We start from the raw sequence: 12508 nt of genomic DNA, 5'->3' as shown, positions 1-12508 counted from the left end.
CACCGTCCTGCAATCGCTAACTTGACGCTACAGGATTTGAGGGGAGTTTCATCATGGATCAGGGCGTTCAGCAGCCAGTCAGCGCACTCGCCAGGTTCGAGCAGTCACTGGCACGACCGGATATCATTGCGGATCTGGCGAAGGGCCTGATCGGGCGCGATGCTGTTGTAGATGGCCCGTTCGGGACTAAACCCATTGTCTATGCGGACTATGTCGCGTCCGGGCGTGCACTCATGCAGGTTGAGCAGTTCGTACTCGAGCACGTGCTTCCCTATTATGCGAACAGCCATACCGAGGCTTCCTTTTGTGGGGGCACCATGACACGCATGCGTCGCGAAGCGCGCAGCCGGATCAGCGAAATCTGTGGCGCCGATTCCCGTTACGCGGTCGTCTTCACCGGTTCCGGGGCTACGGCTGGGCTGAACCGTCTCGTCAAGCTTTTCGGCGCGGATCAGGCGAACACGCGGGTTATCCTTGGCCCTTACGAGCATCACTCCAACATCCTGCCTTGGCGCGAGTCTGGCGCTGACATAGTGGAGTTGCCGGAAGCGGAAGATGGCGGTCCCGATCTTGCAGCGCTGTCGCAGTGCTTGGCGGGGTCCAGCCGTTTTGACCGCGTGATTTGCAGTTTCTCGGCAGCTTCGAACGTCACGGGGATCGTGACGGATGTAGCGACAGTCACCCGCATGGTCAAAGCCTCCGGTGCACTGATGATCTGGGATTATGCTGGTGCCGGGCCCTATGTGCCGATCCGGATGTTGCCTTCGAATGATGCCGCAATCGACGCCATCGTGGTCTCGCCGCACAAGTTCATCGGTGGACCCGGCGCCTCAGGTATCATGATCGTTCGCCGCGATGCGGTCGTTCGTGATCTGCCGACTTGGGCCGGGGGCGGGACCGTCCGCTTCGTGTCGTCCCACGGGCACGACTATGCCGAGAACCTGGAGGCGCGTGAGGAGGCCGGTACACCGAATGTGGTGGGCGATATCCGGGCGGCCCTTGCCTTCATGGTGAAGGAGGCAATCGGCGCCGACTATATGAGTGAGCGGCAGCAGGAATTGCGGCAGTGCGCGCTTGCAGCATGGCTCGCGCATCCGAACATCGAGCTTCTCGGCAATCTCGACACGGAACGTCTGCCGATCTTCTCTTTCCGTATTCGCGACGGGCAAGGGGGCTATGTGCACCAGCAACTGGCAACGCGGATGTTGAGCGACCGCTTCGGTATTCAGGCGCGCGGCGGCTGTGCCTGCGCCGGGCCTTACGTGCATCGGCTGCTGAATATAAGCGATGAAGAGTCCGATCGCCTGCGAACTGCAATTCTTGCGGGGGAGGAAATGGAAAAGCCGGGCTTCGTGCGCCTCAACTTTTCAGTCCTGTTGGACGACGCCAAGGTGGATTACATTCTGCAAAGTGTCAGCCAGCTTGCCAGCGACGCCCTGAGCTTCGGAGAGGTTTACGGTTTCGATCCGGCACGAGCCATCTTCTTCCCGAAGGCGGCCTGAGTTTATCTCTCTGCATCGCCCAGTGTGATCTCTGCCCGCAACTCGATCCGGCGGGCGAGATCCCTTCCGTTGCCGTTCATCGCCGCCAAGGCGAGTTGCGCCGCCTGCTCGCCGATGGCTCTGCGGGGTGATGTCGAGGTGGCTATTCGAACAGGCAGCGCGCTTGTGATTTCAAGCCCGTTGAAGCCCGCGATGAGAATGTCGTCCGGCACGGCTCGTCCCAGCTTCATGCAGGCAAACAGGCTGCCCGCCGCCATGTCGTCGTTCGAACAATAGATGCAATCAAGGTCCGGATGCCGCGCCAGCAGGCGTCCGGTCAGATCTCTCCCGAGCCGGGAGGATGAGGCTTCGAGACTGGTTTCAACTGAAACGAAGTAACGGCCGTTATCCTGAAGGACCGCCTCGAAACCGGCGCGGCGCTTGATGGCTCGCTTGTCGCGATCGACCGCACTGCCGATGTAGCCGATCCGTTTGCGGCCTGATGCAAGAATGGCCTCGGCCATCTCACGCCCGGCCTGCGTATGGGACAGGCCAACGACGAAGTCTATCGGCTCACCGTCCAGATCCATGATCTGGATGACAGGAATATCGCTCTGGCGCAGCAGTTTGCGCGTTTCTTCTGGCTGATCCAACCCCGTTATAATGAGGGCCGCGGGCTGCCATGACAGCATGTTGCGAATGATGTCGCGTTCCTTGTCCAAGTCGTAGTCACTGACGCCGAAAACCGGCTGGAGGCCAGAGCCTTCCAATCCGCCGATGATGCCGCCAAGCACTTCCGGGAACACGATGTTGGACATGCTTGGAATAACGACGCCGATGAGATTGGTCCGACGCGACGACAAAGAAAGCGCGAGCTGGTTACCGACATAGCCCAGTTGCTCCGCTGCAACCTTGACCTTCTCGATGCTCGCTGCGGAAACATCGCGCGCACCCCTGAGCGCTCGCGACGCTGTCATTTTGCTGACACCGGCCCTTGCAGCCACCTCTTCCAATGTTGGCTGACGCATGTGCGAAATCCTGTTCAAGAAATTTCCCGGTTGACAGAGTTAACAAACACCCAATACGTTACCGATACCGGTATCGATACCAGTGTCAAGCATGATTGCGTTGGGAGGCGCCAGCATGACGAGGCAAATGACGGCGACAGTCATCGGTCTAGGCTCCATGGGCTGGGGTGCAGCTCTTTCCCTATTGCGCGCGGGCTTCGCTGTGAAGGGCGTGGACATTCGCAGCGAAGTGTTGGCCAGTTTCGAGAAGGAGGGCGGCAAAGCCTATCCTGACGCTTCCAGTGCTGGCGAGAGCGATGTGGTTTTCGTCTTCGTGGTGAATTCCCGGCAGGCCGAAGAGGTCTTGTTCGGCGAGCGAGGCGCGCTGAAATCCGCCAAGGCCGGTACAGTATTTCTTCTCTGCGTCACCATGGCGCCCAGTGCGACCATCGAACTTGCTGCGCGGTTGAGTAGCGCGGGTATGCAGGTCATCGATGCGCCGGTGTCCGGCGGTCATATCAAAGCTCTGGCAGGCGAAATCACAGTCATGGCCTCAGGGCCCGACCAAGCGTTCGAGCATGCGGCCGCGGCGCTGGATGCCGTATCTGCAAAGGTATTCCGGCTGGGCTCGGACGTCGGGCTGGGCTCCAAGGTCAAGATGATCAACCAGTTGCTGGCGGGTGTCCATATCGCGGCAACGGCGGAGGCGCTGACACTGGCTGCCGCCGAAGGCCTCGATCTTCAAACCGTCTTCGACGTCATTCGCGTTTCGGCAGGCTCTTCCTGGATGTTCGAAAACAGAGGGCCGCACATTGTGGATGGCGATTACACGCCACGTTCGGCGGTCAACATCTTCGTCAAGGATCTTGGTATCGTGACCAGCGAGGCTGACAAAGCGGGCGCCAGCACGCCGCTCAGTGCAGCCGCGCTGGCCCTGTTCAAGGAGGCAGCTGAGTCCGGCCTCGGACTGGACGATGATGCAGCGGTTGCAAAGATCCTGGCAGAGCGTGCATCCATCAAGCTTCCCGGCATGGAGGGATAATCTATGCCGATTCGCTTTGGCGCCATTGCTGACGATTTTACCGGTGCAACCGACCTTGCGGCGCTTCTGTCGCGCAGCGGCTGGCCGGTATCCCTGCGGCTTGGCTTGCCAAATCCTGACGATGAGCCCGTGGCGCCTTTCGAGATCATTGCGCTGAAGATCCGCACAATACCTGTCGAGAAGGCTGTAGAAAAGGCATTGGCTGCCGCCCAATGGTTGGAGCAGGCTGGTGCAAAGCGGTTCTACTGGAAGTATTGCTCCACCTTCGACAGTACGCCGAAGGGAAATATAGGACCTGTATCCGAAGCCCTGATGCAGCGGCTTGGTGCGTCACAGACAATCTATTGCCCGGCCTTTCCGGAGAATGGGCGTAGCGTTTTCATGGGGCATCTTTTCGTTGGTGAGCAGCCACTTGATGAAAGCCCGATGAAAGACCATCCGCTGACGCCGATGCGGGATTCGAGCCTTGTCCGGCTACTTTCCCCGCAGGTAAGCTCACCCGTTGGTTTGGCAAATCGTCTTGTCGTGGCAAAGGGCGTCCAGGCTTTGCGCGAGCGACTGGATACGCTGAAGACCGAGGGCGTCCTGCATGTGGTGGTCGATGCGGTCGCAGACGATGACCTGACAGTGACAGCTGAGGCAACCATGGGGTTCCGGCTCGTGACCGGCGGTAGTGCGCTGGCCATGCCCTTGCCGAAGCTTCTTGCCGATGCGGGCGAACTTTCTGGTTCACGCGGTCAGGAAACTCAGGTTCGCGTGGGAGAGGGGCAGCTCGTACTCTCCGGCAGTTGTTCAGCCATGACCCGCAGGCAGGTTGCGCGCTATTTGCCCGCCGCAAAGAGCCATAGGCTCGATCCATTGGCTTTGGCAGAGCAAGGTGTGGAACCTGCGCTGGATTGGTTGCGAGACATTCCAATCGAAGAGGCCAAGCTCATTTATGCCACGGCAGAACCAGATGAGGTGCGTCACTATCAGCAGGCGCTTGGCGTCGAAAAGTCCGGCGCACTGGTCGAGGAGGCGCTAGCCAGGATCGCGCAGGAAGCAGCGAAACTTGGTATCAGCCGTTTCGTGGTTGCCGGGGGAGAAACATCCGGCGCAGTCGTCAATGCGCTGGGCGTCAGGCAGCTATCGATCGGTAAGGAGATCGCGCCGGGCGTGCCCTGGACCTTTACGAATAGCGGGGATCGCACGATCGCACTGGCCCTGAAGTCTGGCAATTTCGGAGCGGAAGACTTCTTCGCGCAGGCGCTCAGCCTTCTGGAGGCCTCATGAGCGAAGAAGCGCGGCTACGGGATGACATATGTCGGATGGCCAGATCGCTGTTCGAGCGGGGCCTGACCGGAGGTTCTTCCGGCAATATTTCGGCACGGCTTTCGGATGGCCGACTTCTGGTAACGCCAACCGGCAGTTCATTTGGAACTCTAGATCCAGGCAGGCTTTCGCTTTTCGATGCCGAGGGACGCCTGATCGGTGGTGACAAACCAACAAAAGAAATGCCGCTTCATGTGGCTTTCTATGAAACACGACCCACCAAAACAGGGGCTGTGGTTCATCTCCATTCATGCCATTCAGTCGCATTGTCCATGCTGCCGGATGTTGACCCGGAAAACATGCTGCCGCCACTCACCGCCTATTCGATCATGAAGCTCGGTAAGGTGAAGCTGTTGCCCTATTTCATTCCCGGTGACCCGGCGATGGGCGACGCAATCCGCGGGCTGGCTGGCAAGCGCAGTGCTGTCATGCTGGCCAATCACGGTCCAGTGGTTGCGGGCAAGGATCTGGAAGCGGCGGTCTTTGCGGTTGAGGAACTGGAAGAGACCGCAAAACTCGCGCTTTTGACCCACGGACTGAAGCCACGCATGCTGACACCGGGGCAGATTTCCAAAGTGGTCACGACATTCGATGTGGAGTGGGACTGATGGCGATACGTTTTTCCGCCAATCTCGGCTTTCTATGGCAGGAGTTGACGCTACCTGATGCCATCCGCGCCGCAAAATCAGCCGGTTTCGACGCGGTGGAGTGTCACTGGCCATATAATGAGAGTGTCGATCGGTTGAAGACGGCATTGGATGAAACGGGTTTGCCGATGCTAGGCCTTAACACTGTTCGGGGAAAGGTCGAGGCAGGTGAAAACGGCCTTACTGCTCTTCCCGGTCGGGAACTGGAGGCGCAGACTGCAATTCGCCAGGCGCTGGATTATTCGGTCGCGCTCGATGTGCCTAACATTCACGTTATGGCGGGAAAGGCGTCTGGCGAGATGGCTCATGCCACATACGTCGCCAATCTGACGATTGCGTGCGAACTGGCCGCGGCCCAGGGTAAGACAATTCTCATTGAGCCGCTCAATAGCCGCGATGCGCCGGATTACTTCCTGAGCACCACCGCGCAGGCTGTTTCGGTGATCGAGGAAGTCGGCCACGCCAATCTGAAGATCATGTTTGACTGCTACCATGTGCAGATCATGGAGGGTGATCTGTGCCGGCGCTTCGAACGCCTGATGCCACACATCGGACATGTTCAGATCGCTGCCGTGCCTGATCGCGGTGAGCCGGATTCCGGCGAGATTGACTACCCTTATGTTCTGTCTCGTCTGGCATTCCTCGGTTGGGATCACCCTGTCGGGGCAGAGTATCGCCCGCGTGCCACGACGGATGCTGGCTTGGGCTGGATGTCCAAATTCGAAAGGAGAAAATGACGCAGAATTGCCGCGATGCAGCAACGAATTTGCATTGACGCTAACGCAACCTTAAATACAGTGCTTATCTGGTGGTCCGGCCAGTAGACCAGTGTAAGACTGATCAATGAGGGCGGACGGAGGAAGCGGCAATGAAGGCGGATGCCATACTGCATCAGGTTCCTATGGTCGGCGGGTCGGTGACCCGGCAGACAGCGCGGGATGTGGTTGCGGACAAGCTGACGACCTTGATTGCGACTGGCATGTTGAAATCGGGAGACGAACTGCCGGGGGAGCGCGAACTGGCTGCCGTGCTGCATGTCAGCCGGGAGACTGTTCGTGGGGCCATTCAGATCCTCGCAGGCAAAGGGTTTATCGAGGTATCGCAGGGAAGTCGCAGCCGTGTTGCTGATGTCGATCTCAGTCATCTGCCGATCACTCTGGCATCGAAAAGCGTGATCGACCGATACGATCTGGAGGCCGTTCATGCCGCGAGACTACTGGTAGAGCTCGACGTCGTGCGTCATGCCGCACGAAACATGGATGGCGAAACGATTGAGAAGCTGGAAAACCTGCTGGAGACCCAGCGGGAAGCAGGCCGGGATACGATGCGTTTTCTGATCTGCGACCGGGAGTTCCATCTGGCAATCTATCGAGTATGTGGCAATCCGCTGCTGACCGACATCGTGACGGACCTTTACGGTTATCTGATGGACTATCGCCGTCAGGCCATGGCGAAACCGGGTGCGACGGATAACAGCTACGAAGACCATGTGGAAATCGTGGAGGCGCTGAAGCGCAAGGATGATGATGCTGTGGTGGAGGCCTTCCGAAGGCATCTAACCCGCATTTACGAGACCACGAAGGCGCTGCGCGCTGTTGCCGTCTAACGGTGAGAATAAAATGAAATACGGCAGGGAGGAGCGCCGCATATGAAGGTTCTGGTCATTGGTTCCGCCGGTATGGTGGGCCGGAAACTGGTGGAAAGGCTCGGTCGCGAACCGGATTGCCTGGGCGCTAGCATCGATCAGCTGATACTGGCGGATGCTTTTCCGTCGCCGGTGCCGCAAAGCCTTGCCTCGGTCTCATCGGTTCTGACGCTGGATTTTGCGGCTCCCGGTTCCGCGGAAAGACTCATCGAAAAGCGGCCAGACCTGATTTTCCATCTGGCTGCAATTGTATCCGGTGAAGCGGAAGCGGATTTTGACAAGGGCTACACCATCAATCTGGATGGCACGCGGCTCTTGTTCGAGGCCATCAGGCATGTGGGACTTAAAGGGCCTTATGTCCCACGTGTGATCTTTGCCTCCTCCATCGCGGTCTTCGGTGCACCATTCCCGGATATGATCGGCGGCGAGTTCTTCACGACGCCGCTCACCAGCTACGGCACGCAGAAGGCAATCGCTGAACTATTGCTGGCCGACTATTCCCGCCGCGGCATATTCGACGGTCTTGGGATCCGCCTGCCGACGATCTGCATTCGTCCCGGCACCCCTAACAAGGCGGCATCCGGCTTCTTCTCCAACATTCTGCGCGAACCGCTCTCCGGCAAGGAAGCGGTGCTGCCCGTGGATGAGAATGTCCGCCACTGGTTCGCGAGCCCCCGCTCGGCGGTCGGCTTCTTCGTGCATGGAGCAACGCTTGATCTCTCCAAGGTCGGTCCACGGCGCAACCTGACCATGCCGGGGCTTTCGGCTCTGGTGGGTGAGGAAATCGAAGCGCTTCGCCGTGTGGCAGGCGAAAAAGCAGTTTCAATGATCCGAAAGGAACCTGATCCGGTTATCGCCAAGATCGTGGCGGGTTGGCCGACGAACTTCGATGCAAGCCGGGCGATGGATTTGGGCTTCAAGGCCGAAAGCACATTCGATGAGATTATCCGTATTCACATCGAAGACGAATTGGGAGGCCATCTGGGATGAGCGAGGATACAAACCAGATGACCGACAAGATTGCGCTGGTGACGGGCGGCGGTACAGGCGTCGGGCGGGCTATTGCTCGAGGCCTTGCCAAGGCTGGCTATGTGGTGGTGATCACAGGCCGCAGATTGGATGTGCTGGAAACGGCTGCGCGTGAACTGGGCGCTGAAACAGGAACCGCCGTGCATGCCATCAGCGCCGATATTGGCAACCCCGATGCGGTGAAGGCGCTGTTCGACCAGATCTCCGAGAGATTTGGTCGTCTGGACGTGTTGGTCAACAATGCAGGCATGAGCGCACCTGGCGTTCCTCTCGAAGAGATCAGTTTCGAGCAGTGGAGCAATGTGGTTTCGGCTAACCTGACGGGCGCATTTCTGTGCACGCAAGGGGCGTTCCGCCTCATGAAGGCGCAAAACCCGCGCGGTGGGCGGATCATCAATAATGGTTCCATTTCCGCCACAACGCCGCGGCCGAATTCGTCGCCCTATACCGCAACCAAGCATGCGATTACAGGTTTGACGAAATCGACGGCACTTGATGGCCGGGATTTCGATATCGCCTGTGGCCAGATCGATATCGGCAATGCGGCAACCGACATGACAAAGAAAATCGCTGCCGGGGTTATCCAAGCCAACGGCAGCATGGCGGCAGAACCGACGATCGACTCGCGCCACATCGCTGACGCGGTGGTCTATATGGCGGGCCTGCCGCTCGATGCCAACGTGCTGACGATGACCGTGATGGCGACGAAGATGCCGTTCGTGGGACGCGGATGACAGTGAGGCGCAGCGGAGGGGCTGGAGGAGCCCGCTGTTTGCGCCAACAGATGACGAAATTTGACATCGCACTCTGGGAGGAGACGCATGGCTACCGTTCAATTTGCCGAGGTGAAAAAATCCTTTGGCGCCTTCCCCGTCATCAAAGGGGTTAACATCGACATCGAGGATGGCGAATTCGTCATTCTCGTAGGGCCGTCCGGTTGCGGAAAATCCACGCTGCTGCGCATGCTGGCAGGTCTTGAGAACATTTCCGGTGGCGAAATCCGCATTGGTGGCCGACAGGTCAACAACCTGCCGCCGAAGGAACGCGACATCGCAATGGTGTTCCAGAACTACGCGCTTTACCCGCATATGACAGTTGCCAAGAACATGGCGTTTTCGCTCATGCTCAATTCGGCGCCGCAGGCGGAGATCGACAAGCGTGTGAACTACGCGGCCGGTATCCTCGGCCTTACCAATCTGCTTGACCGCTATCCACGGCAGCTCTCCGGTGGACAGCGTCAGCGGGTGGCCATGGGGCGCGCCATCGTGCGCGATCCCCAGGTCTTCCTTTTCGATGAGCCGCTTTCGAACCTTGATGCCAAGCTGCGTGTTGCAATGCGCGCCGAGATCAAGGAATTGCACCAGCGGCTCAAGACAACGACGGTCTATGTGACGCATGACCAGATCGAAGCCATGACAATGGCCGACAAGATCGTGGTCATGCATGACGGTCGGGTGGAGCAGATCGGATCGCCACTGGAGCTCTATGACCGGCCGAACAACCTGTTCGTCGCGGGTTTCATTGGCTCGCCTGCCATGAACATGATCAAGGGCAGGCTGGACCCGCAAGATCCCATGCATTTCGTGGCCAAGGACGGCACGCGCCTGCCGCTGACGCGAGCCTATGCGAATGCTGCCGGTCGCGATCTCGTCTACGGTTTGCGGCCTGAATATATCCGTCTCGATCCCAACGGTTATTGCGTTCCCGTCGTGGTGACGGAGCCGACCGGCTATGAGACGCAGATGGTCGTGCAATTCGGTGGCGCGGAAGTGAGCTGCGTGTTCCGCGAACGTATCCCGGCCCGTCCGGGCGAGAACATCTCGATCAATATCGATGCGGAGCATGTTCATCTTTTTGATGAGCAGACAGGAATGCGGTTGACCGCGTGATCAAGGAGAATTGGCCGGGGAGGAGGAGCCCCGTCCAATTCTGGATCATCCGGCGCATGGTAGCGCGGCATGACTGGCAAGGGGCAGCCGGAATGTGGAACGCGACTTTGTCCCGATAACGGAGGAGGAGTAAACATGTCGATCAAGAGAAGAACATTCCTGGCTGGAACCGCAGGTCTGGCCGGTGCTGCCGGTCTTTCCGGTTTTGGTATCAATCCTGCATTCGCGGCAGAGCCGAAATACACGCCGGAAAAGGGGGCAAGCCTTCGCCTTCTGCGCTGGACGCCCTTCGTCAAGGGCGATGAGGAGGCCTGGCTGGCAAACACCAAGAAGTTCACGGAAGCAACCGGTGTCGAAGTGCGTATCGACAAGGAAAGCTGGGAAGACATTCGCCCGAAGGCGGCCGTTGCGGCGAACGTCGGCTCTGGTCCCGATCTCGTGATGTGCTGGTTCGATGATGCCCATCAATATCCGGACAAGCTGCTGGACCTCACAGAGCTCGGCACCTACCTGGACGGCAAGTATGGCGGCTTCTACGATGGTGTTAAGGGCTATGCGACGCGCGAAGGCAAGTTCATCGCCATGCCGCTGACGGCGATCGGCAACGCCGTCGTTTATCGCGATAGCCATGTAAAAGCGGCAGGGTTCAGCGAATTCCCGAAGGATACCAAGGGCTTCCTGGAACTGGCAAAAGCGCTGAAGGCAAAGGGTACGCCGGCCGGCTTCCCGCACGGTAAGGCGGTTGGTGACGGCAACAACTATGCCCATTGGCTCTTGTGGAGCCATGGTGCGAAGATGGTGGACGAAAGCGGCAAGGTGACGATCAATTCGCCCGAGACGCTGGCAGCCATAAAATACGCCAAGGAGCTTTACGCTACCTTCATTCCGGGCACGGAAAGCTGGCTCGACATTAACAACAACCGCGCCTTCCTGGCGGGTCAGGTGTCGCTCACGGCAAACGGCGTTTCCATCTACTACGCAGCCAAGAACGATCCGAAGCTGGCGGAAATCGCTGCCGACATGCGCAGCACCAACTTCCCGGTTGGCCCTGTCGGCAAGAGCATCGAGCTTCATCAGACGAGTTCTCTGCTGCTCTTCAAGCACACCAAGTATCCTGAAGCTGCAAAGGCCTACATCAAATTCATGATGGAAGCTGACCAGATGAATGCCTGGATCAAGGGCTCCAGCGCTTATTGCTGCCAGCCGCTGAAGGCGTTCGCCAGCAACCCCATCTGGACCGAAAACCCGATCCACGCACCTTATGCAAAGGCATCGGAAACACTGCGTCCGAACGGTTATGCCGGACCGCTTGGCTATGCTTCCGCTGCCGTGATGGCGGATTATGTTCTGGTCGACATGTTTGCCGCAGCGGTGACCGGGGCGGCCACGCCGGAAGAGGCGATGGCCCAGGCGGAAAAGCGCGCCAACCGCTACTACCGCGTCTAACAGGACGATGGCCGGAGGGGCGCGCCTAGCGCCCCTCCGATTTTCAGCGCTTTGGAGTGAACCGTCATGACGATGCCCTCATCGGCCGGTCAGAATGCGCCGCAGCGTTCGCTCGGTGCCCGTCTCGGCAACAACCGCGATTTTCTCGGCTTTCTTTTCATGCTTCCCGCAGCAGTGTTTCTGCTGTGCTTCCTCACCTATCCGCTTGGGTTAGGCGTGTGGCTAGGTTTTACCGATACGAAGATCGGCCGGGACGGCATATTTATCGGGCTTGAAAACTATCAGTTCCTCTGGAGTGATAGCGTGTTCTGGATGTCGGTGTTCAATACCGTCCTCTATACAACAGTCGCCTCCGTGCTGAAGTTTGCTTTAGGTCTCTGGCTGGCGCTTTTGTTGAACGAGCACCTGCCATTCAAATCCTTCTTCCGCGCCATCGTGCTCTTGCCCTGGGTCGTCCCCACTGTTCTCTCGGCGCTGGCCTTCTGGTGGATTTACGATGCGCAGTTCTCGATTGTCTCCTGGTCGCTGATGAAAATGGGGCTGATCGATGCGCCCATCAACTTCCTGGGTGATCCGACCAATGCAAGGGCGTCGGTCATTGCAGCCAATGTCTGGCGCGGCATTCCTTTCGTCGCCATCTCGCTCCTCGCGGGTCTGCAGACCATACCCGCCTCGCTTCAAGAGGCCGCCTCCTTGGACGGTGCCTCGAGCTGGCAGCGCTTCCGGCATGTGACACTGCCGATGCTCACGCCGATCATTGCGGTGGTGATGACTCTCTCGGTGCTGTTCACCTTCACAGATTTCCAGCTGATCTATGTGCTGACCAAGGGCGGTCCGGTCAATGCCACGCATCTCATGGCAACATTATCCTTCCAGCGCGCCATTCCCGGCGGACAGCTGGGCGAGGGTGCTGCCATTGCGGTTGCCATGGTGCCCTTCCTGCTGGCAGCCATCATGTTTTCCTTCTTCGGCCTGCAGCGGCGCAAGTGGCAGCAGGGCGGCGGCGATTAA

Annotated in this window: 12 protein-coding genes; 11 read left to right on the top strand and 1 reads right to left on the bottom strand. The window is 58.7% G+C overall.

What is annotated here, in order from left to right:
- Positions 1-53: 53 nt before the first annotated feature.
- Complete coding sequence (locus E8M78_RS05250) at positions 54-1502, top strand: aminotransferase class V-fold PLP-dependent enzyme (RefSeq protein ID WP_137134067.1); 1449 nt, start codon at positions 54-56, stop codon at positions 1500-1502.
- 2 nt (positions 1503-1504) lie between these two features.
- Here E8M78_RS05250 and E8M78_RS05245 read toward each other — a convergent pair whose 3' ends face one another.
- A complete protein-coding gene (locus E8M78_RS05245) occupies positions 1505-2509 on the bottom strand; it encodes a LacI family DNA-binding transcriptional regulator (protein WP_137134066.1) in 1005 nt (334 codons plus the stop codon).
- A 115-nt stretch (positions 2510-2624) separates the two neighbouring features.
- Between E8M78_RS05245 and ltnD the strand changes: the two genes are divergently transcribed.
- The 10 genes from ltnD (at position 2625) to E8M78_RS05195 (ending at position 12508) form a co-directional block, all read left to right on the top strand.
- The gene (ltnD, locus tag E8M78_RS05240) at positions 2625-3530 is read left to right on the top strand and encodes an L-threonate dehydrogenase (protein WP_137134065.1); all 906 of its coding nucleotides are present in this window, start codon (positions 2625-2627) and stop codon (positions 3528-3530) included.
- 3 nt (positions 3531-3533) lie between these two features.
- On the top strand, positions 3534-4802 hold the full coding sequence (gene otnK / locus E8M78_RS05235; RefSeq protein WP_137134064.1) for a 3-oxo-tetronate kinase: 1269 nt from the start codon (positions 3534-3536) through the stop codon (positions 4800-4802).
- Positions 4799-5449: a 3-oxo-tetronate 4-phosphate decarboxylase gene (gene otnC / locus E8M78_RS05230; protein WP_137134063.1), complete on the top strand. Its 651-nt coding sequence runs from the start codon at positions 4799-4801 to the stop codon at positions 5447-5449. The genes otnK and otnC overlap by 4 nt, the downstream gene beginning before the upstream one ends.
- Positions 5449-6225, top strand: coding sequence for a TIM barrel protein (locus E8M78_RS05225; protein WP_137134062.1), 777 nt, complete (start codon positions 5449-5451; stop codon positions 6223-6225). Before otnC ends, E8M78_RS05225 begins: the two co-directional genes overlap by 1 nt.
- Positions 6226-6356: 131 nt before the next feature.
- Positions 6357-7094 (top strand): FadR/GntR family transcriptional regulator, encoded by a 738-nt coding sequence (locus tag E8M78_RS05220; protein ID WP_137134061.1) that lies wholly within the window; start codon positions 6357-6359, stop codon positions 7092-7094.
- Positions 7095-7136: 42 nt separating this feature from the next.
- On the top strand, positions 7137-8123 hold the full coding sequence (gene denD / locus E8M78_RS05215) for a D-erythronate dehydrogenase (protein WP_137134060.1): 987 nt from the start codon (positions 7137-7139) through the stop codon (positions 8121-8123).
- Positions 8120-8896, top strand: coding sequence for an SDR family oxidoreductase (locus E8M78_RS05210; RefSeq protein WP_137134059.1), 777 nt, complete (start codon positions 8120-8122; stop codon positions 8894-8896). The genes denD and E8M78_RS05210 overlap by 4 nt, the downstream gene beginning before the upstream one ends.
- An 87-nt stretch (positions 8897-8983) precedes the next feature.
- The gene (gene ugpC / locus E8M78_RS05205) at positions 8984-10051 is read left to right on the top strand and encodes a sn-glycerol-3-phosphate ABC transporter ATP-binding protein UgpC (RefSeq protein WP_137134058.1); all 1068 of its coding nucleotides are present in this window, start codon (positions 8984-8986) and stop codon (positions 10049-10051) included.
- 135 nt (positions 10052-10186) lie between these two features.
- Positions 10187-11497 (top strand): ABC transporter substrate-binding protein, encoded by a 1311-nt coding sequence (locus E8M78_RS05200; RefSeq protein ID WP_137134057.1) that lies wholly within the window; start codon positions 10187-10189, stop codon positions 11495-11497.
- 66 nt (positions 11498-11563) lie between these two features.
- On the top strand, positions 11564-12508 hold the full coding sequence (locus E8M78_RS05195) for a sugar ABC transporter permease (protein ID WP_137134056.1): 945 nt from the start codon (positions 11564-11566) through the stop codon (positions 12506-12508).

The organism is Rhizobium sp. FKY42, assembly GCF_005222835.1.
Taxonomy (GTDB): Bacteria; Pseudomonadota; Alphaproteobacteria; order Rhizobiales; family Rhizobiaceae; genus Neorhizobium.
This window is presented reverse-complemented; position numbering and strand designations above follow the sequence as displayed.